Origin of the sequence: Halapricum hydrolyticum (assembly GCF_025517535.1) — an archaeon.
GTDB lineage: Archaea > Halobacteriota > Halobacteria > Halobacteriales > Haloarculaceae > Halapricum > Halapricum hydrolyticum.
Genome location: NZ_JAOPKC010000012.1, coordinates 1 through 26,349, shown reverse-complemented (window position 1 = coordinate 26,349; position 26,349 = coordinate 1). Strand labels below are relative to the sequence as shown.

At 62.6% G+C, this 26,349-nt stretch carries 27 protein-coding genes and 1 tRNA gene; 16 read left to right on the top strand and 12 right to left on the bottom strand.

Annotation, left to right across the window (positions count from 1 at the left end; all coding sequences use genetic code 11):
• The first annotated feature begins 40 nt into the window (after positions 1–40).
• From OB916_RS10875 to OB916_RS10860, 4 genes are all read left to right on the top strand, one after another.
• Positions 41–1,555 carry a hypothetical protein gene (locus OB916_RS10875; protein WP_315909322.1) on the top strand — a complete coding sequence of 505 codons (1,515 nt, stop codon included), beginning with the start codon at positions 41–43 and terminating at the stop codon, positions 1,553–1,555.
• Positions 1,555–2,322, top strand: a complete 768-nt coding sequence (locus tag OB916_RS10870; RefSeq protein ID WP_315909321.1) for a phosphorylase family protein — start codon at positions 1,555–1,557, stop codon at positions 2,320–2,322. Before OB916_RS10875 ends, OB916_RS10870 begins: the two co-directional genes overlap by 1 nt.
• Positions 2,323–2,545: 223 nt before the next feature.
• Positions 2,546–3,022 carry an FKBP-type peptidyl-prolyl cis-trans isomerase gene (locus tag OB916_RS10865; protein WP_315909320.1) on the top strand — a complete coding sequence of 159 codons (477 nt, stop codon included), beginning with the start codon at positions 2,546–2,548 and terminating at the stop codon, positions 3,020–3,022.
• A gap of 160 nt (positions 3,023–3,182) precedes the next feature.
• Positions 3,183–4,376: a GAF domain-containing sensor histidine kinase gene (locus tag OB916_RS10860; RefSeq protein WP_315909319.1), complete on the top strand. Its 1,194-nt coding sequence runs from the start codon at positions 3,183–3,185 to the stop codon at positions 4,374–4,376.
• Between the two features lie 63 nt (positions 4,377–4,439).
• On the opposite strand, the gene OB916_RS10855 is transcribed toward OB916_RS10860, so the two are convergent.
• The gene (locus tag OB916_RS10855) at positions 4,440–5,498 is read right to left on the bottom strand and encodes an NAD(P)-dependent glycerol-1-phosphate dehydrogenase (RefSeq protein ID WP_315909318.1); all 1,059 of its coding nucleotides are present in this window, start codon (positions 5,496–5,498) and stop codon (positions 4,440–4,442) included.
• A gap of 21 nt (positions 5,499–5,519) precedes the next feature.
• Here OB916_RS10855 and OB916_RS10850 point away from each other — a divergent pair, with 21 nt between their 5' ends.
• Positions 5,520–5,804: a TrmB family transcriptional regulator sugar-binding domain-containing protein gene (locus OB916_RS10850; RefSeq protein ID WP_315909317.1), complete on the top strand. Its 285-nt coding sequence runs from the start codon at positions 5,520–5,522 to the stop codon at positions 5,802–5,804.
• A 24-nt stretch (positions 5,805–5,828) separates the two neighbouring features.
• Here OB916_RS10850 and OB916_RS10845 read toward each other — a convergent pair whose 3' ends face one another.
• From OB916_RS10845 to OB916_RS10835, 3 genes are read right to left on the bottom strand one after another with little or no spacing between them, the layout of a single operon-like run.
• Positions 5,829–6,806, bottom strand: coding sequence for an NAD-dependent epimerase/dehydratase family protein (locus tag OB916_RS10845; protein ID WP_315909316.1), 978 nt, complete (start codon positions 6,804–6,806; stop codon positions 5,829–5,831).
• Between the two features lie 54 nt (positions 6,807–6,860).
• Positions 6,861–7,745 (bottom strand): SDR family oxidoreductase, encoded by an 885-nt coding sequence (locus tag OB916_RS10840; protein ID WP_315909315.1) that lies wholly within the window; start codon positions 7,743–7,745, stop codon positions 6,861–6,863.
• A complete protein-coding gene (locus OB916_RS10835; RefSeq protein ID WP_315909314.1) occupies positions 7,742–8,200 on the bottom strand; it encodes a DUF5791 family protein in 459 nt (152 codons plus the stop codon). Before OB916_RS10835 ends, OB916_RS10840 begins: the two co-directional genes overlap by 4 nt.
• Before the next feature lie 141 nt (positions 8,201–8,341).
• Between OB916_RS10835 and OB916_RS10830 the strand changes: the two genes are divergently transcribed.
• The 3 genes from OB916_RS10830 to OB916_RS10820 are packed head-to-tail and all read left to right on the top strand — an operon-like array spanning position 8,342 to position 9,154.
• Positions 8,342–8,590 carry a DUF7120 family protein gene (locus tag OB916_RS10830; protein ID WP_315909313.1) on the top strand — a complete coding sequence of 83 codons (249 nt, stop codon included), beginning with the start codon at positions 8,342–8,344 and terminating at the stop codon, positions 8,588–8,590.
• Positions 8,591–8,595: 5 nt separating this feature from the next.
• Positions 8,596–8,871, top strand: coding sequence for a hypothetical protein (locus OB916_RS10825; protein WP_315909312.1), 276 nt, complete (start codon positions 8,596–8,598; stop codon positions 8,869–8,871).
• A gap of 58 nt (positions 8,872–8,929) precedes the next feature.
• Positions 8,930–9,154 carry a hypothetical protein gene (locus OB916_RS10820; protein ID WP_315909311.1) on the top strand — a complete coding sequence of 75 codons (225 nt, stop codon included), beginning with the start codon at positions 8,930–8,932 and terminating at the stop codon, positions 9,152–9,154.
• Positions 9,155–9,172: 18 nt separating this feature from the next.
• Here the strand turns inward: OB916_RS10820 and OB916_RS10815 are convergent, their stop codons facing one another.
• Both OB916_RS10815 and OB916_RS10810 read right to left on the bottom strand, forming a co-directional pair.
• A complete protein-coding gene (locus tag OB916_RS10815) occupies positions 9,173–10,246 on the bottom strand; it encodes a hypothetical protein (protein WP_315909310.1) in 1,074 nt (357 codons plus the stop codon).
• Positions 10,247–10,321: 75 nt separating this feature from the next.
• On the bottom strand, positions 10,322–11,284 hold the full coding sequence (locus OB916_RS10810) for a carbohydrate kinase family protein (RefSeq protein ID WP_315909309.1): 963 nt from the start codon (positions 11,282–11,284) through the stop codon (positions 10,322–10,324).
• Positions 11,285–11,579: 295 nt separating this feature from the next.
• Between OB916_RS10810 and OB916_RS10805 the strand changes: the two genes are divergently transcribed.
• The gene (locus tag OB916_RS10805; RefSeq protein ID WP_315909308.1) at positions 11,580–12,176 is read left to right on the top strand and encodes a class I SAM-dependent methyltransferase; all 597 of its coding nucleotides are present in this window, start codon (positions 11,580–11,582) and stop codon (positions 12,174–12,176) included.
• A 207-nt stretch (positions 12,177–12,383) separates the two neighbouring features.
• Here the strand turns inward: OB916_RS10805 and OB916_RS10800 are convergent, their stop codons facing one another.
• The gene (locus OB916_RS10800) at positions 12,384–13,355 is read right to left on the bottom strand and encodes a DUF2800 domain-containing protein (protein ID WP_315909307.1); all 972 of its coding nucleotides are present in this window, start codon (positions 13,353–13,355) and stop codon (positions 12,384–12,386) included.
• Between the two features lie 80 nt (positions 13,356–13,435).
• Between OB916_RS10800 and OB916_RS10795 the strand changes: the two genes are divergently transcribed.
• The 5 genes from OB916_RS10795 to OB916_RS10775 are packed head-to-tail and all read left to right on the top strand — an operon-like array spanning position 13,436 to position 19,397.
• The gene (locus OB916_RS10795) at positions 13,436–15,028 is read left to right on the top strand and encodes a hypothetical protein (RefSeq protein ID WP_315909306.1); all 1,593 of its coding nucleotides are present in this window, start codon (positions 13,436–13,438) and stop codon (positions 15,026–15,028) included.
• Between the two features lie 49 nt (positions 15,029–15,077).
• Positions 15,078–17,429, top strand: coding sequence for a DEAD/DEAH box helicase (locus OB916_RS10790; RefSeq protein WP_315909305.1), 2,352 nt, complete (start codon positions 15,078–15,080; stop codon positions 17,427–17,429).
• A 32-nt stretch (positions 17,430–17,461) separates the two neighbouring features.
• Entirely contained in the window at positions 17,462–18,259 is a 798-nt protein-coding gene (locus tag OB916_RS10785) for an SWIM zinc finger family protein (protein ID WP_315909304.1), read from the top strand.
• The gene (locus OB916_RS10780) at positions 18,256–19,032 is read left to right on the top strand and encodes a hypothetical protein (RefSeq protein WP_315909303.1); all 777 of its coding nucleotides are present in this window, start codon (positions 18,256–18,258) and stop codon (positions 19,030–19,032) included. Before OB916_RS10785 ends, OB916_RS10780 begins: the two co-directional genes overlap by 4 nt.
• On the top strand, positions 19,029–19,397 hold the full coding sequence (locus OB916_RS10775) for a calcium-binding protein (protein WP_315909302.1): 369 nt from the start codon (positions 19,029–19,031) through the stop codon (positions 19,395–19,397). Before OB916_RS10780 ends, OB916_RS10775 begins: the two co-directional genes overlap by 4 nt.
• A gap of 8 nt (positions 19,398–19,405) precedes the next feature.
• On the opposite strand, the gene OB916_RS10770 is transcribed toward OB916_RS10775, so the two are convergent.
• Positions 19,406–20,758: a DUF790 family protein gene (locus tag OB916_RS10770; protein ID WP_315909301.1), complete on the bottom strand. Its 1,353-nt coding sequence runs from the start codon at positions 20,756–20,758 to the stop codon at positions 19,406–19,408.
• On the bottom strand, positions 20,745–22,157 hold the full coding sequence (locus OB916_RS10765) for a DEAD/DEAH box helicase (RefSeq protein ID WP_315909300.1): 1,413 nt from the start codon (positions 22,155–22,157) through the stop codon (positions 20,745–20,747). Before OB916_RS10765 ends, OB916_RS10770 begins: the two co-directional genes overlap by 14 nt.
• A 214-nt stretch (positions 22,158–22,371) precedes the next feature.
• Between OB916_RS10765 and OB916_RS10760 the strand changes: the two genes are divergently transcribed.
• Positions 22,372–24,354, top strand: coding sequence for an SWIM zinc finger family protein (locus OB916_RS10760; RefSeq protein ID WP_315909299.1), 1,983 nt, complete (start codon positions 22,372–22,374; stop codon positions 24,352–24,354).
• Between the two features lie 67 nt (positions 24,355–24,421).
• Positions 24,422–24,931 carry an ERCC4 domain-containing protein gene (locus tag OB916_RS10755; RefSeq protein ID WP_315909298.1) on the top strand — a complete coding sequence of 170 codons (510 nt, stop codon included), beginning with the start codon at positions 24,422–24,424 and terminating at the stop codon, positions 24,929–24,931.
• Positions 24,932–24,938: 7 nt separating this feature from the next.
• On the opposite strand, the gene OB916_RS10750 is transcribed toward OB916_RS10755, so the two are convergent.
• The 3 genes from OB916_RS10750 to OB916_RS10740 form a co-directional block, all read right to left on the bottom strand.
• Positions 24,939–25,370 carry a hypothetical protein gene (locus OB916_RS10750; protein WP_315909297.1) on the bottom strand — a complete coding sequence of 144 codons (432 nt, stop codon included), beginning with the start codon at positions 25,368–25,370 and terminating at the stop codon, positions 24,939–24,941.
• On the bottom strand, positions 25,367–25,942 hold the full coding sequence (locus OB916_RS10745; protein WP_315909296.1) for a DUF7342 family protein: 576 nt from the start codon (positions 25,940–25,942) through the stop codon (positions 25,367–25,369). The genes OB916_RS10750 and OB916_RS10745 overlap by 4 nt, the downstream gene beginning before the upstream one ends.
• A gap of 177 nt (positions 25,943–26,119) precedes the next feature.
• A tRNA-Cys gene (locus OB916_RS10740) sits at positions 26,120–26,195 on the bottom strand.
• Positions 26,196–26,349: the final 154 nt, after the last annotated feature.

Genomic DNA, 26,349 nt, shown 5'->3' with positions numbered 1-26,349 from the left:
AGCCGACAGTATCAACATACCTGACGCGTAATCGGGGGGTATGTCGGCATCCGAGCTCGCGGCCGCCGTCAGGGAGTCGCTCGCGGTCGACGCCGAGGAGTTCCAGGCAGAGGCGGCCGAGGAGGCCGAACGCCTCAAAGCGGAGGTACGAGACGGGACCTTCGACAACAGCGAGACCATCGTCGGCCTCGAGCTGGAGTTGTACGCCGTCGACGACCGGACCGACGCCCTCCAGCGCGTCTCCCGCCCGCTGCTCGAGCGGATCGGCTTCGAGAAAGAACTCGGCTTGCACAACGCCGAGATGCAGACCAGCCCCCAGCCGCTGAACACCTACGGGCTGGCCGCCCAGGAGCAGGAACTGCAGGCCAACCTCGTCCCCGCCCAGGAGCGCACCCGCGCAGACAACATCCGGCTGGTCAGCGATGGACTGTGGACCGTCCCGCCGAACGGCGAGACCGCCCGCTCGTATCTCTGTGACTCGGTCGAAGCCGACGGTATCCGAATCGGGACGAACATGTCCGATTCCGTCCGCTATCACGCGATGGCAAACACCGACTATCCGTCCGGATTGCGTCTGGACGCCCCGAACGTCACGCTCGAAGCCGACACGGTCATGCCGGAGAGCCTGATCACCTCGATACAGCCACACGTCCAGGTGCCCCACGCGCCGGACCTGCCGGAGTATTTCCGATACGCACTCCGGATCGCCGGGCCGCTGCTCGCGCTCGGCGTCAACTCGCCGTTCTTCCCGCCGGACCTGTACGACGACGTGCCCGACGCGGCGATCCTGGACGACGCCTGGATGGAACACCGCATCTCCGTGTTCGAATCCGTGCTCAACGCGGCCGACGAGTCGATCCCGAAGAAGGTCTGCTTCCCGCCCGATTTCGAGACCGTCGATGACGCCATCGACGCCATCGTCGCCGACGAAACGATCGTCCCGATGAAGCTTACCCGGGGAGAACGCTTCGACGACCAGTTCGCCCACGTGCGACACAAACACGGCTCCTACTGGCGGTGGGTGCGTCCCGTCTTCGACGGCGCGACTCGCTCACAGGCCAACGCCCGCATCGAGTTCCGTCCGTTGCCAGCCCAGCCGACGATCCGGGACGCCATCGCGTTCCAGGCCGTCTTCGCCGGCCTGCTGGAAAGTCTGACCCGGCGGGAACATCCCGTGCGCACGCTCGAATGGGAGCGTGCAGAGAAGAACTTCTACAACGCGATGCGGAACGGGCTGGACGCCGAGCTGGTCTGGATCACGGGTGCGGGCGAGACGGCCGACATCGAGGAGATCTACGGCGAGCTGTTCGAACACGCCCGCGACGGCCTCCGGTTGCAGGGTCTCTCGTCGGAGGCTGCCCGGCAGTACATCCGTCCGCTGCGCGAGCGCGTCGACCGGCGGATCACGCCCGCTCGCTGGAAGTTCGGCTACGTCCGCCGGCGCGTCCAGGAGGGTGTCCCGCTCCCGGAGGCGATCTGGGGCATGCAGGCCCAGTACATCCGAAAACAGGAAGAGACGCTCATCGAGGGCGAGTTCACCGAGTGGCTCTCGTGATGGCACTCGACGTGCTCGTTCTCACGGCGTTCGCGGCCGACGAGTTCCCGACCGACGAGCTCTCGCCGTGGCTCGATCGCGAGTGGCCCGCGACCCGACCGCTCCCGGGCGCCATCGAGGACTACGGATCGCCGGTGTATCACGACGGGACGGTCGGCGTCGTCGCGACCGGCGTCGGCCCGACAGCCGCGGCGACAACCGTCACGACGCTGTTCGGAAGCGAACTCGTCGACGATTCGACGCTGTTTCTGACCGCCGGGATCGCCGGTGGCCCGCCCGAGTTACCGGTCGGTTCGGTCGTCCTCGGCGAGGTCATCGTCGACTGGGACCGCAAACACCGCACCGACGACGGCGTGCAGCTACTCGAGTACCGGCCGCGCGACTACGTCTACGAACTGGACGACCGACTTCGCTCGCGCGTCCGGATGGCCGCCGACAGCGTCACACTCGAAGCGGGGACGGTTACGTCGGGCACCGTCGTCACCGGCGGTGAGTTCTGGCACGGCGCGGAGCGGGCGGCGGAGGTTACATGGCTCTGCGAACAGTACGGCGCGCCCCCCTATCGGGCGACAGTCACCGAAGACGCCGGGACGGCCCACGCGCTGGCCCGTCACGACGCGCTCGATCGGTACGCGACGATCCGGGCGATCTCGAACCACGACAGGGAGAGTGGTGGCGTCCGTTCCTGGGAAGACGGACTGGAAGTGGCCGTCGAAAACGCCCATTGCGTCGCCAGCGCCGCGGTCGAGCGTCTCCGGGACGACTGATACTGGTGGTTGTACCTTCGGACAGAGAGTCGGCATGCCGTCGTGTCGAATCAGTTCGAAATGGTGTAGCCACCAGTATGAGACGGCCGGCCGAGCATTCGGATGAGGTTCCGAATGCGATGGCCAGCAGTCTGAAAAAGGCGACACCAGGCAGACGGATCGGTCGACTCGCGGGCGAGAACGACCGGCAGGATTTATATTCGGGACTCTCCCACGCATAGCCATGTCAATTGAACCCGGCGATGGGGTGACCATCGAGTACGTCGGTCGCCTCGATGACGGAACGATCTTCGACACGTCCCGGCGGGAGGTCGCGATCGAGGCGGGACTGGCCCAGCCCGGAGACATCGAACCCGAAGAGTACGCCTCGCTGTCGTTTACCGCCGGCGAAGGCGAGATAATCGAGGGGCTAGACGAGGCGCTGATCGGAATGGCCGAAGGGGAGACGGCGACAGTGACCGCTCCGCCCGAGAAAGCCTACGGGGATCACGAGCCCGACCGCGTCAGGGAGTACGACCCCGAGACCTTCGAGGGGATGGTCGGCCAGCCACCGACGGTCGGATTGCACGTCCACGCACAGAACGGGCTGCACGGCGACGTGACGGCCGTCAACGAGGACAGCGTCGAAGTGGACTTCAACCACCAACTCGCGGGCGAAACGCTCACCTTCGAGATCGAAGTCGTCGAGGTTCGCGGCTAGATCGAGACGGCACATCTCAGAACGGCTTTGGCCTCTCCCGACCCATCACATGTGAGCCACGAGTTCTTCGGTATGTATTTATTATTTTCTTAAGTGTAAAATTAAAATATCCTACCCAGCCAAGCGTTTTGTGTCCCCCAAAGCTATGTCGCGGCACAGGATGTATGACGCGAGGCTGGCCGAGACCTTCTCCGGGATCGCCGAGATGATCGATTCGGAGGCGTCATTCACCGAAAAGGCCGACGAGGCACTCGCACTCGGGGCCGACGCGCTCGGTGTCGAGCACGCACACCTCACCCGGGTCGTACCCGAACTCGGCCACTGGGAGGTCATCGCCAGCACCGATCCGGCCGACGGCGCGTTTCCCGTCGGGGAGACGGCCGATCTGCGGACGACGTTTTGCCGCCACACCATCGACCGTAACGAGACCGTCGCCCTCCACGACGCCCCGAATCAGGGCTGGGTTGACGATGTCGCGTACGAAACGCACGCGCTGAAGTGCTACGTCGGCACCCCGTTGCAGCTCGACGACCGTCCGGTCGGGACGCTTTGCTTCGTCGGCCGGGGCGCGCGTGCCGAGCCGTTTGACGCGGCGTCGGTCGCGTTCGTCGACTGGATCTCGTCGGCGCTGGCGTCGGAACTCCAGTTGCGGGAGCGCGACCTCGCGCTGGAGAATTACGCGCGTCTCGTCTCGATTTTCGGTCGCATCTTGCGGCACAACCTCCGGAACGATCTGACCGCCATTCGCGGGCACATCGATTACCTCCTCGAAGAACTGCAACGACCCCACGACCCGCTGGAGCTCGAGGCGACACTCGACAGGATCATCGCGCTGGCCGAGAAATCGAAAGAATTGCGCCGGATCGCGGAAGAGGAATCCGTGTTCGTAGAGCAGTCGGTGACGACGCTCGTCGAGGATAGTCGCACAGACGTCGAATCGGCCTATCCCTCGGCCACGGTTTCGACGAACGTCCCGCCGGAGGCTCACATCCTCGCGTTTCCGACGTTGAAGACTGCGATACACGAACTGATCGAGAACGCAGCAAAGCACGGAGGGGAGAGTCCGACCTGCACCGTCACGGTCGAATCTGCGGCCGAAGCCGTGACGGTCGCGGTCGCCGACGACGGACCGGGACTGCCGGAACACGAACGACTGGCCCTGAGAGGTGAGTCGGGCACACAACTCGCCCACAGTACCGGTGTCGGTCTCTGGATCGTCTGGTGGATCGTCGACTCACACGACGGGACGATCCAGACGTCGGTCTCGGAATCGGGGACACGTGTGACGCTGAGAATCCCCCGTCCCTCGAAGAACCGACAGCTGATCGCGACGTCACAGGACGAGTCGCTGTAGCAGTTTCGAGCGGAGTCTACTACATCGAGCGGTCGATCCGGGACAGACGTACAACAATCCCTATCAGATCACGCCCGTTACGCGTGCGGCTTCGCGCGCGGCCTCTTCGCTCATGCCGTTGCCGAGGATCGTGTACCGGTCGCGGATCTCGTGTGCGGTGGTCAGCGCCTCGATCACTGTCGACTCGTCGATGCCAAGTTCCTCGGCCGTCGTCGGCGCGCCGATGCGTTCGAGCGCGGTGCGGATGTCACGCCACATGCCTTTCTCGCCGTCCTGGAGATATGCGGCAATGATCGAGCCGACGCCGACCTGATGGCCGTGCAGTGCCGCGTCCGGGACGAGCCGGTCGAGTCGGTGCGAGAAGAGGTGCTCGGCCCCCGAGGCGGGCCGCGAAGAGCCGGCGATCGACATGGCGACGCCCGAGGAGACCAGTGCCTTGACCACGATCCAGGCGGACTCCTCGAGGCCTGGTTTGATCGAGTCGGCGTTCTCGACGAGCATCTCGGCGGTCATCTGAGAGAGCGCGCCGGCGTACTCGGAGTATTCGACGTTCTGGAGGCGGCGCGCGAGGTTCCAGTCCCGGACGGCCGTGTAATTCGAGATGATGTCGGCACAGCCGGCGGTCGTGAGTCGCCAGGGGGCGTCAGCGATGATCTCGGTGTCGGCCACGACCGCCAGCGGCGGTTCGGCGGCGACGCTGTGGCGCGTGTCTTTCTCCGGGACCGATCCACGGCCCGAGACGATGCCGTCGTGGCTCGCGGCGGTCGGGACCGAGACGAAGCCCTGGCCGCGGTGATCGGCGGCCATCTTCGCGATGTCGATCGGTTTGCCGCCGCCGACGCCGACCAGAAACCCCGCCTCCATGTCGTCGGCGGCCTCGATGACGCGCTCGACCGCCTCGAAGCTGGCCGTCTCGACGACGACCGTTTCGGGCTCGCGCCCGGCCGCCGCGAACAGCTCGGCGACGCGCTCGCCGGCGACCTCTCTGGGTGTCGGGCTGGTGACGATCAACGGCCGTCCGGCGAGGTGGAGTTCCTCGACCGCCGTGACGGTGTCCTCGAGGACGCCGTGACCCACGAGGACGTTCCTGGGCAGTCGGATCCAGGTCGTCTTCTGGAACATATCGAAGAATCGACGCCCCGCGTGAAAACCTTGCCGCCCGTTCAGCGACTGTGCCTCTCGTCGTGCCCCTTACCGCGACCTCCCCCGGTCCTCGATGAGCCTGTAGATCTCTATCACGTCAGAGGCAGTCAGTTCACCGTCGTCGACGTCCGACAGAGCCTGATCGAGCCGCGAGACAGTTCCTTTGGCTTCGAGAACACGTTGTTCGTCGAGTTCGAAGAGGGGGTCCGGACTGTCGGCGGCGAGGACGCCTTCCTGGAAGACTACGAGGCGGCCCGAGTGACACTCATGCGTGACGACGGCTGACGTCCGGAAAGACGACCGACACAGCTAGAGCCGGTCCAGGACATCGATCTCGACGTCCCGGCGCGGACCCCGATCGCTCCCGTCCCGGTCACTCTCGCGGTGTTCGGCCACGGTCGCGTCGAGGGCTTCCGAATGCGGTGTCCACTCCCAGCCCAGATCGTGGAGCTTCTCGGCCGAGAGGAGATGCGGGCGGTCGTTGTACAGCGGGAAATCGCCGGGTCGGAGGTCGGGCGCGAGCTCGCGAGCGCCGGCGTAGACCGTCTCGACGTCAGCGTCGCAGGCCGCCGCGAGAAGCTCCAGCAGTTCCGCCATCGCGGGGGCGTGGCGGTCACCCACGTTGTAGGCCTCACCGGCTTCCCCCTTCTCCGCGACGATTCGAAGCGCGCTGGCCACGTCGTCGACGTACGCCAGCTGGTGCAACGACGTGCCGTCGCCGGGAACGACGACCCGGTCGTGATTGTCGATCCGGGCGAGCCAGTAGTCCAGCCGCTCGGTGTAGTCGTGGGGACCGTAGACGATCGTCGGGCGGACGCTCATCGCGCGGACGCCCGCCTCGGCGGCCGCGAAGACTGCCCGGTCGCCCTCAGCCTTGCGATTGCCGTAGGTTTCCGGGGAGTCGTCTCCGGCTTCGCGCTCGCTGCAGGGTTCGAGTTGCGTCTCGTCCTCGCGTTTCGGGATCCGGTGTTCGCCGTAGGCGGCCCCGCTGGAGACGAAGACGTACGCATCGACGTCCGCGAAGGCGTCGGTCGCGACCCGGACGTCTCGCGGGTGATAGGCCACCAGGTCGATCACGACGTCGGGGTCGAGACGGTCGGCGACGGCTCGCAGTCGCTCGTCGTCGCGTCGGTCACACCTGACGTGCTCGACCGCGGGATCGTCGGCGAACGGGTTCGGGTGACGGCCGCGGTTGCAGAGCGTCACGTCGTAGCCGTGCTCGCGAAACTCCGTCACTGTCGCCCGGCCGATGAAGCGCGTCCCGCCGATACACAGCACTGTGGGCATGCCCCTACGTGTGGACGACGGAACCAAAACTGTTGGGCGCGCAGGTCCCCGACGCTACGCGAGAGACGCCTCGATCGCGTCGCGATACCCCTCGCGATAGGTCGGATAGACGAACTCGTAGCCGAGTCCCCGGAGTTTCTCGTTGCTGACGCGCTTGTCGGCCCCGACCCAGTTGCGGGCCGCTTCCGAGAGCTCGGGGTCGTCGAGCCGGTCGGCGACGGTCTGTTTGGGCGGTTCGGGTTCGCCGCATTGCTCGGCCAGCCAGTCGGCGAACGCCCACTTCTCGACGGGTTCGTCGTCGACGACGTTGACGACCTCACGGCGGGCGTGATCGCCTTCGAGCAGGAACCGAACGGCGCCGGCGGCGTCGTCCCGGTGGACCATGTTCAGGTGACCCTCGGTAACCGGCCCGTCGAGATACCGCTGCAGGCGGTAGCGATCCGGACCGTACAGGCCGGCGAATCGAGCGACTGTGCCGTCCGTGTCGTCGATCGGGCGCTGGCGGGCGATGGCTTCGGCCTCAGCCAGGGCCTGTCCGCGCTCGGTCCCGGGGTCGATGGACATCGCCTCGTCGACCCAGTCGCCGTCGTGATCGCCATAAACGCCCGTGCTGGAGGTGTAGACGATCCGATCGGGGACAGCCTCTCGACCGCAGAAGTGGTCGATCGTCGTCCGCAGCCCGCCGACGTATGTCTCGCGGGCAGCGTCGGCACCGCGCCCGCCACTCGAGGCCGCGAAGATCACCCAGTCTGCGTCCGGAACGGCCGCGAGCGCGTCCGGTTCGGTGACGTCGGCTTTCACGGCTGTCGCCCCGGTGTCCTCGACGGCACGGAGCCCCGACTCCGAGCGGCGAACGCCGATGACGTCGTGATCGGGCTGGAGCTGTCGTGCCAGTTCACAGCCGACGTAGCCACACCCGAGGATTGCGACGCGGGTCACGAGTCGGCCTCCAGCAGACGGTGGATGCGAGCGTATTCGTCGAGCGTGATCGGGTGGCGCCCCTCGATTTTCTGTTGGACCGTCTTCGGATCCAGGTCACCACCGAGCCGTGCCGCGACGGCGTCGACGTCCATGACGGCCGTCGTCATGCCCATCAGCAGGATGTCACGGGCCTGCGCGGTGACCGCGTCGGCGTCCGGAAACTCGCCGGAGAGTGCGAGCACCGCGGCGGCGTCCGCGAGCGTGATCTCGCCGGCACGTCGAATCGCGACTGCGTCGTCGCCGGACGCTGTCCCGCCGGCGAGTGCGTCGACAGTCGTCCGCGAGAGCTCCGTCTCCGCGGCAACGGCCTCGGTTCCGTGCTCGTCGATCACGTCACTCAATACGTCCAGGTACGCGGCGAGCAACTCCTCCGGGTCGCGCTCGCCGGCGTCGGGAAACCGTCCTGTCAGCATACCCCCCGATACGGGACGTGGATACAAGTGGATAGTCGTTCACCAAGTGACACGATAGCACGCAACAGTACCGAGTAATGGGTTAGCACGACGTCGATGTGCCCCCGTGGATTTATACACGTCGGACCTAGAGCGACACACATGCCAAAAATCGAAGTTTCGTTGCCGGATCGGATCGAAAACGACATCCAGCGACTGATCGAGCAGGGCGAGTTCGTCAACCATGATCAGGCCGTCGAGGAGTTGCTGACGATGGGCGTCTCCGCCTACGACGTCGAAGAAGAGGATACGACGCCGGCTGCCGGAGAAGACATGTTCTCCCAGACCGTCGAAGACCAGCAGGATCCAGCGATGCAGGACGAACCGCGCGACGACGGCTACACGTTCTAGAAACCGTGGACCCGACGACGCTCGAATCGACACTCCGGACGGAGTTCGGCGCCACCGACCGAGCAGCACACGTGGTCGCCAGACAGGCGCGTGATCTGGCCGATTCCGGGCAGATAACGTCCGATTTCGATTACGAACTGACCGCGGCGGTCGTCGTCTCGAACCTTCGTGACGCACCAGCCGAGTACTCCCTTGTCGAGCGCTGGAACTGGTGGCTCGGATCCCTGGAACTCTCTCACGGCGGCTACGAGCAGTTCCGGATCCGTCCCGGGGCCGTCTGATCGCGATCCACGCTCTCGAACCGGATTCTTTACCACGCTGAAACGTGAGAGGAGACGTATGAGCACGGACGGACGATTCGACGACGCACTCAGGCAGCCGTCGGACAGGCTCGAACTGTTCGGCACACTCACCGGTGTGTTGCTCGTGTTGATCGGGCTGGGAACGATTGCCGGGATGCCCTGGCAGACGAACGGCGACGCGGCGGTCTCAGTGCTGCAACTGCTGGGTGTGCTCGCGACGATGGGCGTCGGTGCCGGACTCGTCTGGCTGACCCGACAGTAGTACAACTCGCTCGAAAGATCAGTCTTTGCTCGGAATATACGCCATTCCGAGCAGCAGGACCGCGGCGAAGCCACTCAGAATGACGACCCCCCACAGCCCGGCCTTGCGCTCCTCGTGGGAGTCGATCCGTTCCTGGGCCTCCTGGTAGGCGTCACGGGTTTCAGTCGTGTTCGGCGCGAGCTGGACGGTCGTCGAGTCGGGGAAGTGGACGAAATACGACTCGGCGTCGAGGTCGACCGACTGACCTTCAGACAGCCCCACACTGATCGTTCTGGGGGCGGTCCAGTTCAGCGGGACCGCCGAGCGCGTGATGTTCCCGACCGTCGTCTCGTTGCTCTCGTACTGGAGCGTCTCACCCTCGGCGAGTGATTTGACTTCCGGATCAGGCAGGTACGCCGCGAGCGGCTGCTGGGTCCCGTTGCGGTACTGGACGTACTGCGTCCCGTCGGGTGCGGTCCCCAGCGAATCCTCGACGGCGTCGTCAGTCAGCAGCAGGCGAGTGACGTTCTGCTGCTGGACCAGCGAGGCTGTCGCTGGATCGGTCTCGTTCGGGATCGTGACCAGGTACGACGATCCCCACGAGACGGTCGCCTCGCTCGTCGCGATCTCGGTTATCGTCCCGTCAGGCACGAACTGCCCCTCCCGTTCGAACGTGAGCGTCTCGCCGCGCTCGAAGGTCGTATTGATCGATCGGTTGTCGACCGCCTCGAGTCGAAGCGTCGGTGGATCAGCCGAGGCGTTCAACAGCACCCGGTGCTCGCGCCCGGAAAACTCGACTGTCGACCCGTTGGCAAGCGTCACCCGCTCGACTCGCTGGCCATCCCAGGAGACGATCTGCCAGGATACCGTCGAGTTGTGCTCGAGCGCCACCGTGTAGGTCGCCGCCGGGTCCGTCCAGGTCAGTTCGCCGGACTCGTCGCCGATCGACGCGACCGTGTAAGTTCGATCCCCGACCGTGAGCGTGTCACCCTCCGAGTAACGCTCGCCGGTGAGGTCGACCTGGGGTTGCTCTGCCATCCCGACGTACGCATACGCACCCGCACTGACGACTGCGAAGAGGACGAAATAGACCGCCGCGGCGCGTCGTTGCATACCATGTCGATGGGATGGGCCGACGTATAATCGTTACCGTTCTTCCGATCACCGATTCTGTCGAAAACGACCGTCTCAGGCGTTATCGGCAATTATTTCCGCTACGTCATCCGCCGAGGGCAACCCGTCCATCGCACCGGTCGCGGTGGTCGCGAGCCCGCCCACCGCGCTCGCGTAGCGGACGGTCTCAGCCAGCGACGAACACTCCGAAAGGAATCCTGCGATCGAGCCCGCGAGGAACGCGTCGCCGGCGCCGGTCGTCTCGACGACGTCGACCTCGTACCCCCCGAATTCAGTCGTCGCCGGTCCCCACGGAGCCTCCTCGGAAGCGCGGGCCATCGCACCCTCGCTGCCGCGCGTGAGCATGACAGTGTGTGGCCCGCGCTCGAGGAGAGCCTCTGCGAGTTCCTCCTCGTCGGTCGCCTCGACCAGGACGGACAGGTCGTCCTGGTCCGTCTTGACGACGTCCGCGAGTCCGAGCGCGCGTTCGAGCGTCTCGACGAGCACGGATTCCTCGGGCCAGAGGTCCGCGCGCGTGTTCGGATCGAACGAGACGGTACAGCCGTGTTCGTCCGCGCGCTCCATCAGCTCCAGAGTCGCCGACCGCGAGGGCTCGGTGTGCAGCGTGACGCCGCCGACGTGTACCCACTCGACGCGCTCCAGGGTCTCCGAGGAAACCGTCTCCGGCTGCATCGCGAACGTCGCCGTCTCGTCGGCGAAGAAAGTGAACGACTGATCGCCGTCTTCGTCCTCGCCGACGAGCGTGTGGGCCGTCTTCCGCTCCGGATCGCGCTCGAGCAGTGTCTCGTGGACGCCGTTGTCGGCGAGCACGTCTGCGAGGTGATCGCCGAAGGGGTCGTCGCCGAGTCGTGCCCACAAAAGGGGCGGATGGCCGAGTCGAGCCAGCGCGACGGCGACGTTCGCCGGCGCACCGCCTGCCCGGCGCGTGAGCGTCTCCGCGTCGGCGATCGGACCGGAGGTCGCCGGAAACAGATCGATCAACGCCTCGCCCGCGACGAGTATCTGAGTATCGTCCATAGCGACTGTTTGTATTGATTACCCAATAGGCATTGCCATTTTTCTCAACAGATACAACTGGTGTTGTTTCTCGTCAGTGTGACACGGCGACGGATCAACGAGAGATCGGATCGTCCTTTCGAAGATGAGCCACTGTCGGACGGACGTCCCGCCCTCGCTGCACTCGACCGGACAGGCTCCGGGGTCCGCGAGCGCCACTTCGTCGCACACGGCAGGAGCCGCGTCACGGAGGCGAGAGTACAAGCAGTGTCCGCCTTGCCCTGGCACTCATGTCCGTCGCAAGCCTACGTCGCGCATGGATCGAAACGACGTCCGCCGCGCCTGGGACGACGTCTCCCGAACGTACGCACGCAAGCGTGATCCCGACGGCACCGACGCCGAACTGATCGACGAGCTACTCGAAGCGTGCCCACCGAACCCGACCGTGCTCGACGTCGGGTGCGGCGACGGGGCCCGCACGCTCGCGAACCTCCCGGACGGGGCCGTCGGACTGGACTTCTCCCGCAAGGGGCTCGACCTTGCAAGTGAGACTGCCCCCGCAGCGCACTTGCTACAGGCCGACATGACACACCTCCCGCTTGCGGCGGACACGGTCGACGGGATCACTGCCTACCACGCCGTCTTCCACGTCCCGCGCGTGGAACAGCCAGGCGTCTACCGCGAGTTCGCACGGGTATTGAAGCCGGGCGGAACGCTCCTGATGACGCTGCCCGGCGGGCGTTTCGAAACCGTCCGGCGCGACTGGATGGGCGGCGAGATGTTTTTCTCCTCGCCCGGCCGCGATCGCACGCTCGATGCCCTCTCCGAGGCAGGATTCGAGAACGTCCGGACCCGGGCGGTCGACGACCCGCTCGGCAGCGACAGCGAGTTCGTCTTCGCAGATTGGGCGTGATACGGAGTATCGTACGTCTGTTCCCTGGTTCAAATCCCCAGTCGGTGATTGCTCGCGACGATTATCGCTCGGAAAATAAGCCAAGGGCCAGCTATTAGGCAGGTTTTTATATATTAGTATCAATTACTCAACGTTAATATTGCGTATTTCTCTATTCTAAAGGGCTAAAACGCCATATTTCGTCTGAATACAAAAAGCGTGTCCGAGTTACCCTTGCATCTGTGTTCCCGTACTGAAACTGGTGAGGTCGTCGATTCGCTCTTCGAGAGTCTCGATCTCCTGCCGTAATTCGTCGGACTCCGGATCGTCACTGGCCGCAAGACGGTCTTTGAGACCCTGAAGCCGCGACTCCTTGACATCCTCGTCGACTTCGGCCTTCCTGACGTACTCGCTTTCGGAGATCTCGTAGAGGTCCGACTCCGCCAGCTCTGTCACCTCCAGTGCTTCGGCCACTTTACTCGAGTCGACACTGGTGACACGTTCACGGTCGATTCCGGCGTCTTCGAGCTTTGCCACCACTTCCTCCTCGTCTCGGAGCGATCGGTTACGGCGCGACGTTCGCTGCACGGAACCGTACTGACCGTGGACTGGTTGGTCGTGATGCAACCGATCGAGTAGTACGTCGGCGATGTCCTTCCGGAGTTCGTTTGCGTTCCGCTGGACATCTGAACAGAGCGTGTATATATTCACCAGCGCATCTGTTTCCAGCGCCGTGAGATCAGAGAGTTCGTGACGTTCGAGTGCGTCGATAAGCAGCAAGGCGTCAGAGTACACGTCAACGCCATCGGGTTCGATACGTTCAGTCTCGCTGATATCTGCTTTCTCAGTCGCCAGTTGCGAATCAGTCACACCGTCTGTTTCAATAATAACGCCGCGCTCTTCGTCGATCTCGAAGCGTGGATGCAAACTCAGTACCGCCGGGTACGGGTCGGCATCGGGCGGGAGTCGATCGAGATCGAACTCGCCGTCCGAGTCCTGGATGCGTCGGTAGAGCGTCTCGAACTGGTCGCGCTGAAGTGGTCGTCGATCTCCCGTATCGTCGAGCGTGACGACGACGCGGTGTTCTTGGACATCTGTGATTCGGAACCGATCGTGAGAGAGCGGAGTGACGAGTTCGGCACCGTCAGACAGTTCGTCGAGTTCGTCGAGGAGCGTGTGCCAACTGACGCTGAACGGCATACTGAATGGTAGCACGTACTCGGATAAAACATTCCGGCCGATAGCCGACAATTTTTGTTCTGGCCGACTGGATGACCGATATGGTCGACATCGAGTATCTCCCACATCGGCCGTTGACCGAGGGGGAGTTCGAGGATTTCGTCGAGACACAGAGTGTCGAGTGTCCACTGGCCTTTCACGCGTACTGCGGACACTGTGATACAGAGGGCGTCGTTGATGCGCTCATCCGAGACGGACGACAGGTCTACGCACTGCACCATGGTCACGAGGAGTGGGAACTCAAAACGCTCGAACAGGACATGGACCCCGAGATGTTCCAGATGATGGTGTCACAACTTGACCCGGCGATGCTCCGGCAGATCGGAGGGGATCAACTTCCGGATGTCGAAGCCGATGTCGAAAGCGAACTTGACTTCGACCAGATCGGCGACGATGTCGACTTTGATTTGCCTCCCGTCGAAGGTGTCGAAGTTCCTGACTCCGAAGCGATCGAACTCCCCGACGGACCACCGTTGCGCGAACTCGTCGACGAGGACACACGACAGGAGCTAGACGCACAGCTCCAGCAGATCATGGACGACCACGTCGACTCGCTGGACGAGCAAGAGATCGAACGCATCTTCGAGCAGACCGACGGTCCGACACCGGGAGAACTGGCCGAACTCCTCGATCCGGCGGTCATGCAGGAACTCAACCAAGCGATAGCGGAAGCCATCGACGACGAGATGCTCCAGGATATCGCTGCCGAACAGGGTGGTATGACCGACGACGACTTCCCGATGATGCTCGATATGGAGAGTGAAGATCGGTTCCTCGACCTGTACGCTCACCTGCTCGTCTACGTCAACGATCGATTCGACGTGATCGAGGGCATCGAGACAGTCGGCGACATCTCGAATCGAAACACCAGCGACCTCCTGCCGCTTCGCCAGCGCCTCTACGAGGAAGACACCGAGGCGATCATCGAATCGTTCGTCGAGGAGAACCCTGCGAATCTCCCTGCGGACGACCTCGATACGGTCGCAGACTGGACCGACTCCGAGTACGGTGAGTGCGTCGTCGTCCGGCACCTCTCTGACTATGCCGTATTGCTGGACTGGAGCGATCCACCACGCGCGTTCGGTGTGAAGGCCGTCCGGATGCCTTTTACCGACCTCTGGCCCGAAGAGCGGCTTCCGGTGTTCCTCTCGGAGGTCGCCCTGCTCCCGTTCGAGGACCAGATCGTGACCGACGGCTGGTTGGCTATCCAGCGGGTGGTCGCCGGCGGCAATCTGAGCACCGATATCGACGACAGCTACGAGGAGGCCAAACACCGACTCGGGATCATCGAAACGCTGCCGGCACCCGACGAGTCCGAGAAATCCGACGCCGAACAGCTCCGGTTTTATCTGAAGAACAAGCGCAACCGAGAGCGATACGCCGAGGAAATCACCGAACTCAAGAACGAATCGACCGAGCTAGAACAGATCTACCACCAAGAGATGGGCAAAGCTCGGGCCCGGAGCTTGGGGCGGGAGCTACGCGAGACAGACCTCAAGGAAGCGTACTTTGCGATCTACGACGACCGAATCGTTGCGAGCGGTACGACCGAACAACAGGTTCGGGAGATACTGGCCGATATCTTGCCGGACGGCAAGGAGACACATCCCTATATCTACCACTACGATCCGTGACTGCCGAGGGCCGTATCCATATATGCGGTCACACAGTATCAACAGAGTAGTGAACGGCTTCGTCGAGTGGATACAGAGCCGCGAGTACTACCGCGATCAGATCCGGTTCCAGCGGGAGGTACCCGCGCGCAGTCCCAGCACTCGATCCTGTGAGATGGACCCACTGATCGCGGACCACCTTGCAGACAGTGGCATCGACGAACTCTACGCACACCAGACCGACGCGATCGAAGTGGTTCGCAACGGTCAAAACGTCGTACTTGCGACGCCGACAGCGAGCGGAAAGAGCCTCACGTACACCGTTCCCGCGATTGAACGCGCACGCGACCACGACGGACGGACGCTGTACATCGGTCCGCAGGTCGCGTTGATCAACGATCAAGAGTCGACGCTGTCCGAGTTCGCTGCACCGTTCGACGATATCACTGTAACTCAGTACACAGGAGCGCTCTCTTCGGGCGAGCGCAAGCAGGCCCGTGACGAGGACCCGTCCATCGTCTTGACGACGCCCGATATGCTCCACTGTGGACTGCTCAGTCACGCGAGCGATCTCTGGCGAGCGTTCTTCGAGTCCCTGGATCTCGTCGTCGTCGACGAGGTTCACGAGTACCGCGGTGTCTTCGGCAGTCACGTCGGTCTCGTCTGCCGTCGGTTGGCGCGAATCTGTGACCGTCTCGGTGCCGATCCGCAGTTCTTGTGCTGTTCCGCGACGATTGGCAACCCCCGGGAACACGCGGCGACGATCACTGGCCAACCGACCGACTCGTTCACACTCGTCGACGAGGACACCAGCGAAACCGGGCCGACACACTGGCTGTTCTGGCAACCGCCCGAATACGACGAGGGGGATGCACCAGTCGGTGGTGGACAGCGCCGCTCCAACCACGGGGAAACCATGCGACTGTTCGTCGACCTCGTGATGCAGGGGTATCAGACAGTGGCGTTCACGCGCGCGAGGCAGACGGCAGAGCGGTACGCCACCATCAGCAGCGATACACTCGCAGAGCGCGGGAAGGCCGACGTCGCCCAGAGCGTAACTGCGTACCACGCAGGACTGCGCGACGACCGGCGGGCGACAATCGAGACTGCACTGCACTCCGGGGACTGTGCCGGCGTCTGGAGCACGAGCGCGCTGGAACTCGGCGTCGACATCGGCAGCCTCGACGCCGTCCTGTTAGACGGGTACCCTGGAACACAGATGGCAACGTTCCAGCGCGCGGGCCGCGCTGGCCGTGGGACCGACCCGAGCCTCGTCGCGCTCGTCGCCAGCGAGGATCAACTCGACCAGTACGTTATCAAGCATCCTAACGAACTGTTCGAGCAGACGCCCGAACGTGCCGTCGCCAATCCCTCGAATTCGCATCTCCTGAAACTGCATACACACGCCGCGGCCATGGAAGGACCGCTCCGAACCGCCGACGAGGCGTATTTCGGTTCTACTTTCCCCGACATCGTCAGTACCCTCACAAACGACGGCAAATTGACCCGGCGACAGACAGATCAAGGACTCGAATGGCGACGCACCGCCAGCGGACGAACGGTGAATCCGTACGAACAGGGGCTCCGAACCATCACAGAACGCATGGTCACCCTCCGGGTTCGAGGGGGAGCGACTGACGAACTCGGGAAGTTGCCGCTCGACGCGGCACTGCGGGACGTACATCCAGGTGCGATCTACCACCATCAGGGGCAGAACTACGAAGTCCAGTCACTCGACCTAGACCGCGACGTGGCGTGGCTCGCCGAAACGGACAGCGACCACCAGACGCGCGTGCAGTACGAGGAGTCGATGACTATCGAGGAGGACATCGCTACCAAGCCACTGGCGACCCGCGACGACGTGACCGTTCACTTCGCGGACGTGACGCGACGGAAGCAGGTCACCGGCTTCCAGCGACGCGACCACCGAACTGGTGAGATCATGACCGAGGAGTTACTCGAGCTGCCCGAAACGACGCTCTCGACCCGTGCACTGTACGTGACGCTCCCACCGGGACTGGAAAGCCTGATGCAGACGATGTCCGGGTCGTTCGAGGGTGGCCTCCACGCCGTCCAGCACGCCCTCGTCGCCACGTTCCCGCTTGTCATCCTCTGTGACCGGCGTGACGTCGGAAGCGTCTCGACGGCCGAACACCCACAGACCGAGACGAGCGCGCTGTTCATCTACGACAGTTACCGCGGTGGCGTCGGACTGGCCCGCAACGGATACGACCACATCGAGGAACTCTTCCAGCACACGTGGGAACTGCTCGCCGATTGTGGGTGTTCGGATGGTTGTCCGGCGTGTATTCAGTCACCGCACTGTGGCCGAGCGAACGAACCGCTCGACAAACGCCTCGCGGCGACGCTCACGATGGCGCTGGCCGACCCGAGCCGGCAGGCCGCCGATTCGGCACCGTAATCGAATTCTACAACCGCGTCGAAAGACGGCACATGAACGTCGACAGAGACACCGTCCGGAGTCGAAGCACCGATGCAGTGTTCGAGCGCGGAGTGAACTACCGTGACGAGGGACGCATTCAGCAACTCGACCGGTTCGACGACCTCGTGACCGCGAGCGTCAGCGGGTCGAGTCTATACGATGTGACCGTCGAGTTCGGCGGGCGGAGTATCGACACGCGGTGTACCTGTCCATACGACGGGGGCGGCGACTGCAAGCACGTCGTCGCCGTACTACTGGACATCGCCGCCAACCCGCCACAGGACGAGAGCGAGCGTGTCGAGGCAGTCATCGACGACGTGTCGGCCGACGACCTGCGCGGGTTCGTCCGTGACGCCCTCGCTGAACACGCGGAGTTGCGCGAGCAGTTTCTCGCACAGTTCGGCGACGACCACAGATCGGTCGAAGAGTACCGCGAAGAGATTGCACAACTGTTCGAGCAACACGCCGACCCAGGCGTGTACGACGCGATCGACTTCTCCCGGTTTTTCGAGATCGCCGAGCAGTACCGTGACCGCGAGCGGTATCTGGCCGCTGCGACCGTCTACCGAGCGGTGTTCGAGGAAATCGACGAGAAGTACAACTGGATCGACGGTGCTTACGACCACTACGCGAAGACTATCCAGACCGCACTCGACGGATATGCTGACTGCGTGCTTGCGACCGATCCGACTCCCGAAGAGTTCGACACGTACGCTGGCGTGCTTGAGGCGCGGGCAACGGCAGAGCCTCGAATCAACGACGAACAGTTCTGGCGGGCACTCGACGACCTCGAGGAGCGATACGAATGAGCGAGCCAACAGACCGATTCGTGATCGAGATCGGAAGCGGAACAGCAGCACACATCATCGATATGGACGCCGACCAAAGTGAGACGGACTCGCGCTTCTCGTTCGGCCTCACTGGTCCCGGGGAGATGATGTGTAGTCGGGGCAACCGCTCTCCGAGAGGTCAGCGAGTCCCGTTTGCGGAGTTTGTCTCCCACCACGACATCGATAAAACGGGCTTCGAGGGCGATGCACCGGACGAGATCTGCTCGTACTGTTGGTCGAACACGCGTGAAGCAGTCGAAAAAGACCAGCAAGCGGATGATGGTGACATCTCCGAACAGATCGGAACTGTCGGGTATCGGCTCCGATGGAAGCAGAAAGGACGCGCACGAGACGAATGGTACGATATCGTCGTGAGACCGGAGACGACGATGGCGGAACTGGACAGACTCGTGTGCCGGTTCTCGACGCTCGACGATTTCCACCTCCGGATGTACGGCCTCGAAGACGAGTATCTGGATTCCAGTCTCAACGTGCTTCCTGACCGCCAGTACGAGGAAGCAGGCGACCGGACGTACACGAAAGCGGGCGAGATGACGATTGCGGATGTCGCCGAGCGGGCCAGACTTCGAGAGGGTGACAGACTCAGTCTCGTCTACGACTTCGGGACGCCCTCGCATTACTACTGCATCGTCAAGGATGTCTACGAACCAGACGAAATCGACGAGGTGCTCGACGGCGACGTGATCACGTCGACCGACACGGCCGCAATCGTCAAGGAGAAACGACCATGACACGGGAGACAGACGAAGAGCGGGACAAACGCATTCGGAGGGAGATACTCACCGACGCGTACACCACAAGCGAGCGGGCAATCAGTTGGTGCTATCACCTCGAACGCGAGATGACGTTCCCGTTTCAGGCGCGATGTGTCGAGGAGCGAACGATCTCGCCGCTGCGTGAGGGCGAAGAAGTGCCTGTCGTCGGAATGACGGACGAAGTCGTCAGCAGTCGTGAGATGTTCGTCCTCGTGGAGTGGAAGGACAGGGAATTCGGTGTCCCGTTGTCACAGCTCGAAGTGCTCGACGTAGATCAGGATACCCGGGAGGCAGTCGATGACCGGCACTACTGGAACGGCGATGGCGGCCGCTTGGGCTGAGCGTGTGGTCAGTTTTGCTCTGGCCCGGCGGGTGAGGCGTACTCCTCGGCCAGTTCGACCACGTCGTAGACGTGCAGCCCGGTTTTGAACCACAGCACTCGATCCGCGGCGTCGCCGAAGTCCTCGTCGGAACAGTCCAGTCGCTCCGAGACCGCCAACACGAAGTTGTCGGCCTCGACCTGCCGAATCTTCGCCAGTTTCGACGTCAGGTACTCCGGCGTCCAGAACCCCACGATCTCCATGATCGCCCGCCGTCCGTCGGGATGTTCGATGGCGAAATCGGGAATCATAACCTCCGAGCCGAGGTCGAAGACGTCGTCTTCCCGCTGGATATTCCACTCGGTGGTCGCCCGCTCCCACTTCCGGGCGAGCGTTCGCTCGACGTCACTGTCGTACTGCTGGCCGGTGCTGTAGTGTGAGACCAACCCGTCGGTGTGGTCGAGCGTGAACTGATTGGTGTCACTGGCCGATTTCTCGTCGAGGATTTCGGCGCGCATGTCCCACCGGTCGCACAAGGGGAGCGCCGGCAGGAAGTTCGCCATCCGGATGCCGTACTTCTGTGATTGCCGAAACAGCGAGACGGGTCCGTCGAGTTCCGCCTCGTAGCCCGCTGCCACGTCCGTGCTTGCGACGCGGTTGCCGTCCTCGTCGATGGGGTAGATCCGGTGCATCAACCCGAACAGCTTCATGTAACTGAACACCGTTCCGAAGTGGTCCCACACCCGGACATGCATCTTCGAGGCGTCGTAGAGCACCGCTTGTGCAAGCGCCAGGTTGTAGCGGGCCAGCAGCCAGTCGACCGTCTGGTCGCGCTGGTCGTACGCCTGCTTGCTATTTCCCGTCAGTTTCGTCGTTGTCGTCGTGGACTCCTGTCCGTCGCTGTCATCGCGCACCGACTGGTCGCCGAACCGGACGAGCCGTTTGTTGTCCTCCAGATCAGCGTACATACCCCGGTAACACTCCTCGAGTGAGATGCCCAACTCGTCGGCGACCGCACTGTAGACTTCCAGTTTCCGGGTGTCTTCCCCGAGCGTGGGCTGGCGAACGATCGGATAGCGATCGTTGGCTCGCTCGAACAGTCGCTTCCGGATCTCACGCGGATCGGCGGCCGCCCGTTGCTCGAACTCACACTCGTCTCTGAGGAGTTTCGCTAACCCCTGGACGATCTTGTAGTCGGTATCGGCCACGGTCAGTTCGTCGATGGCGTCGTCCAGTTCTCCCTTCGGTTCGCCGAGGTGGTCCTCGAACAGTGCTATCAGCGTGGCCGCTGTCTCCCGGTACCGTTCGTCGGAGATGTCGATGAACAGGGGACGGACTTCACCGTCGCGTATGCGCGACCGTGCGAGGTCAGCCGTCAGCACTGGTACTCACCCCCTCGCGCCGCCGCTGTGAGACGTACGTTTCCATCGTGTCGGTGGCGATAATCTCGTAGAGGCGCGCTGGCTGGCGGTCGTCGGTCGGGCGGAGGATCCGGCCGAGTCGTTGGGCGTACTGTCGTTTCGATGCGCTCCCGGAGAGGATGATGCCGACGTTGGCCGCTGGCACGTCGATGCCCTCGTCGAGGACCTGCGAGGTGGCGAGCATGGAGTACTCACCGCTGCGGAACCGGTCGAGAATCTCGGTGCGTTCGTCGGTGTCGGTCTGGTGCGTGATACACGGGAGAATGAACTCCCGGGAGATGTCGTAGGCGAAGTCGTTGTTGGCGGTGAAGACGATGACGCGATCGTCGTGGTGACGTTTGAGCAGATTGTCGAGCGTATCGAGTTTCTTCGACGCCGTCCGGGCGATGCGCTCGGCCCGTTGCTTTGCGACGAGCGCACGTCGCCCCTGTGGATCGTAGGACGTCCGCTTGAGAAACTCCGCGTAGCCCTGTTCTTTCCAGAGGTCGAAGTCGTGACTATCGACGTAGTCCCGGTAGATCTGGTACTCCTCGTCGTATTCAGTCCGTTCCGCTGGTGTGAGATCGACGGACATCTGGATGGTCTCGTACTCACTGAGGAACTCTCCGGCGAGGGCGTCGACATCTTCCTCGTAGACGACCGGCCCCATACGGTCTTCGAGTAGCGTCTCTCGCCCGTCAGCGCGTTCGTAGGTCGCTGTCAATCCGAGGCGGTAAGGCGCGAGCGTCATCTCGGGAATTTGGAGGTACGTCTCGGCCGCCAAATGGTGGGTTTCGTCGGTCATGAGCAGGCCGAACCGGTCGCCGTACTCGTCGATATAGCGGTAGGCGCTGTCGTAGGTAGTGACTGTGAGCGCGCCGATGTCGTGACTCCCGCCACCGAGGACGCCGACCTCGTCGGTGAGTTGCTCACCGAACGCGTTAGTGAGCGTGGCGTGCCACTGGTTCATCAGATCGATCGTCGGGGTGACGACGAGTGCGCTGACACCGGCGTCGGCGATAGCCTGCAATCCGAGGAACGTCTTCCCGCTGCCGGTCGGAAGGACGACTGTGCCCTGTCGGTCGTGCGCACCCCACGAGTCGAGTGCAGCCTGCTGATAGTCACGCGGTTCGATCTGGAGTGCGGGTGTCAGAGCGAGGTCCGGGTACGCTCTGGCAGCGTCTTCGACAGCGTGACTGAATCCGCTGTCGAGGGTGGCCTGGCCACCGCCATCGCTCCACTGCCCGGCCCACTCGAGGAGTGCCCGGTATCGATAGGCCTGTGCCCGGTGAGTATCGACGCGGTCGTCCCACTCTGCGTGTGGAACTGTCTCGGGCGCATCGTGGAGCAAGAGCGTCCCCTCGTCGAACTCGATCCGCATTCGGTACGTGAACGCACGACCGTCGGACGATTCAATCTGTCGGGCGCTGGCCGAGAGACATAACGACCAAGCACCCAGTGACGGCACAGCGTCACGTTTTCATAGTGATTACTGTAGCGATTTACCGCTCCGACCGCCCGGTGTCGGGCGGCCGATGTGGAACAGACCTACAGTAATCACTATCAGTCGGTACCACAGTAGGCACACACAAAACATGGACTACCCGGCTCGCGACGAAATACGGTCACTCTGTACGGAACAGTCGTTCGAGCGTGGTGTCAACTATTATCACCAAGATCGGGTACAAGAACTGGATATCGACGGCAGCGAAATCAGAGCCACCGTTCGGGGATCCAACTACTACGACGTGGCTATCGATATCGTAGACGATGGGGTCCGGTCTCGTTGCAGTTGTCCGTACGACTACGCGGGCGACTGCAAACACGTCGTCGCGGTCCTGCTCGCTGTCGATGATCGAGACACCGAGACGATGAGTGACACTGACCCCGAACGAAATGAAACGGTCGACATCGAATCGCTGGTCGATCAGACGACAGCCGAGGACCTCCGAGCGTTTCTGCTCGACATCGTTGCGGCGGATCAGGATATCCGTGACCGGTTCGTCGCGTTCGTCGGCGAAGACACGGGCAAGACAGTCTACGACTACAAGCAGGAGATCGATCGACTGTTCGACGACGCTGTCAGCCGTCGAGGGATAGTCGAACACGACACGCACATCGACTTCTCGCAGTACACCGACCTCGCGGAGACACATCGAGAACGGGGCCACGTCGATACGGCGACGGATATCTATCGAGCGGTTTCCGAGGGGATACGCGAGAATCTGGACCGAGTCGACGACAGCAGCGGGCACTACGGCCGCGAACTGGAACGCGCTATCGAGGCATATGCAGAGACGGTCGCAGAACAGGAGTTCGAGCACGAGCGAAAGGAGCCGTACATCCAGTATCTCTGTGCGGAGTTCGTCGGGGCAGACCACGGCTTCGCCAGCGACGACTACGACGACGCACTCCGAACGGTCTGCACGGAGGACGCAGACCTCGAATACTGGCTGGAGCAACTCGACGCACACGTGTCCGGAGTCACACTCGACGCAGTACTGTCGGGTGAGTTGTCCTCGAAAACGGACGACCGACGAGATGAAACTGAAGACAGCGCCGATACATCCGACGGATCAGCGAGAGACGACGGTTCCACAGACCATCCCGAACGGACGGACGACGTTCTCTACGCATCCGATTTCACCGATGGTCCGCTCAGCACCGACGATTTCACCGGTGGAGCGCTCGACGTCGAACACTTGGCCGTTGGGACACTGCAATTCGAGTACTTCGTCGGTGACGCGTTCGAGGAGTTACGCGTCGATGAACCGACGACCGTCGAGAAACACACTGCACGTGTCGAACTGACCAAATCAGGAACGACCGACACGGACATATCGTCGTCACTCCAGAAGCGGCGGATATTCTCGACCTACGTCTACATTCTCGAGGAACTCGGCGACGAAGACGCCCTCTCGCAACTCTACGAGGAAATCTATCTCGAGAGCAAGCGCTTCTGCAAGGAGTACGCCCGACGACTGATCGACGAAGGCAACGAAAACCGTGCGATCGAAGTCGTCGAAGACGGGATCCATACGTTCCGATCGGCTCGTGAGCTCCGTTGGCTCGCTGCCGACCTCTACGAGGACCGAGATATGGACGAGTACCGTGCCACCCTGAAGCAGTTATTTCTTGACCACACGGAGTGGGCAGCGTACGACGACCTGAAGGCGATCTGTGACGATCAGGAGTGGCAATCGATCTACGGGGAACTCGAACGGCACTTCGAACGGGACGATAGAAAGGACCTCGTCGCGCTGTACGTCCACGACGACGACCTCGAAAGAGCGTTTGCCGAACTGAAAGAGAACGCAGACCTCTCGTCGGTTCGCCAGTACCGTGACCCGGTCGCAACCACGGCGCCGGTCGAATACTTCGAACTCTACCGGGAACTGCTCGTCCCGTTTGCCGCCGGCGACACCGGTCGACGACACTACCGAGATATCGCCGACCACTTAGAAGAGATGCAGGGGTTGGTCCCCGAAGCGCGGTTCGAAGAGTTCGTCGATTTCCTGAAAGACAAACACTCGAACCGACCGGCGTTTCTCGACGAACTGGAGAAGGCCGGATTCTGATCTCCGCTATCCCCCTTGTTCTCTCGCTGCGAGGGTTTATCTCCGATACCGGCACCAAACGCGATAGATGGGCGAGACACGACACGGTAGTTCTATTCCCTCAACGATACTGCGAGATACCCGCGAACAGCGACCCTGGACGTTCGAGGGGTGTGCAGTAGAAACGCGCGACGTGACGCTCTCGACCGGGGACTACGCTGTCCCGACTGCTTGTACGCACGATCCGGAATCGGACACCTATCACCCACGGTTCGCAGTCGAACGCAAGTCCGGAGACGACTTCCTCACCGCACTCACGTGGGAGCGAGATCGATTCTGTTCCGAGTTACGTCGGGCCACCGAGTGGCCACAACCCCTTGCGGTCGTCGTGGAGACATCCTGGGAAACCCTCCTTCAGAACCGGGGCTGTATGGCGTGGCGGGACATCCATCCGAACCAGATGGTCGGCACCCTCTCAGCGTGGACTCGACATTACAACGTTGTGTTTCGTTTCGTCGAATCTCGGCGACGGGCCGAACTGTGCGCCTTTCTCCTGCTGATCCGTCACAGTCTGCGACGACGACGTGAGAAAATCTGAGACGAACTCACTCGGTCCAGAAGGCTCGTTGTCGAGCTTCGACCTCGCCGAGAACCATCGACAGTACGTCACGCCATTCCTCGGGATGTGACGCGTCGTCGCCAGGTGTTCGCGCGTCAGGACCCGGGTGGACGTGATCACGCGTGTTGTGATCCGATGGATGCCGATCCCATCGATGGTCAAACTCGCCCTCTTGGTGCTCTTCGTGGTAGTGTAGCGAGAAGTCCCCGTTCTCGAACCACACGACTTCGAGACGAGCACTCTGCACGCGCTGGGGATAGAACCCGGGATCGTAGTGACAGACGATGCGATCGGGTGCGAATTCTGGTTGGATGTCGATCTCAGTGAAGCGATCGTCGGTAGCAAATCGCTCCGCGACGACGTTCAGGCGGGCGAAGTCGATCGTTGCACCGCTGACATCGTCCCTTCCGCCGCTCATGCGACAGTGCGCTGCCCGGCAGTGCCGTCCGTGTCAGTCTGCAATGCCCGTTCGAGGAGGGAGATTCGGCGGCGCGTCGTCTTCCACGCTGACACCTCCCGCCACACTGTCTCGACAGAACGATCGGTGTCAGTTGCGTGCGCAGCGATCGCTACCGCATCCGGAGATTCGACACCGAACTTCTCCGCAAACGACTCATCACGCTCCACTGCGTCTTCAAGGAAGGCGAGGAGTTCCTCGTCGTCGTACTGGTTCCGGAGTTGCTGGACACGCCGCCAATTCAGGTACTCCTGATTCCGTTCGTACGTCGCAGGAGAATCGGTAACCTGCGTGACGATACCCATGCGTTCGAACCACTCTAAATATTCACGGGCAGCGTCTACCCCATGTCCCGCGAGATCTGCGATCTCACCCACAGTCGCGGGACTGCCCAGTCCGAGCACGGCATCGAAGAAGTCGTCCCGAGTGCGATCCCCAGCGACTAGTTCTTCGGGAGGGACGAGATCGTCGAACTCCGGCGCGTCCCGACGCTCGTCGGTATCTGCCTGTAGTTCGGTGCGTGGGTCGTCCATACCTGAAATACGGTCGTCTGGCGGAATAAATCTTTGTGTATGCGGAATATTCCAAGAACTCAGTTTCAAAACGAGTTGGTCGCCAGCGTGATCCCACTGTCTGAACACCGAGAAGTTGCGATCAGCGAGGAAACGTGCCAAGACGTAGTCGTCTTGGGATTTAGGGGAAAGTGTGAGAGCCAAGGGCCGGATTTGAACCGGCGATGATCCGCTCTGCAGGCGGACGCGTTCGGCCGGACTCTGCCACCTTGGCGCAGATAGCACTAGCCGGCTATACTGCTTAAGGCTAGCGCTTTCGATTGTATAATGACGAAAACCCCCGCACAGCGTTGTCACTGTGCGAGGGTGATGTAGTATGAATGGGAGGCGGCGAACCGGATTTCCCAGAGGCTCGCGCACTCCAGTAC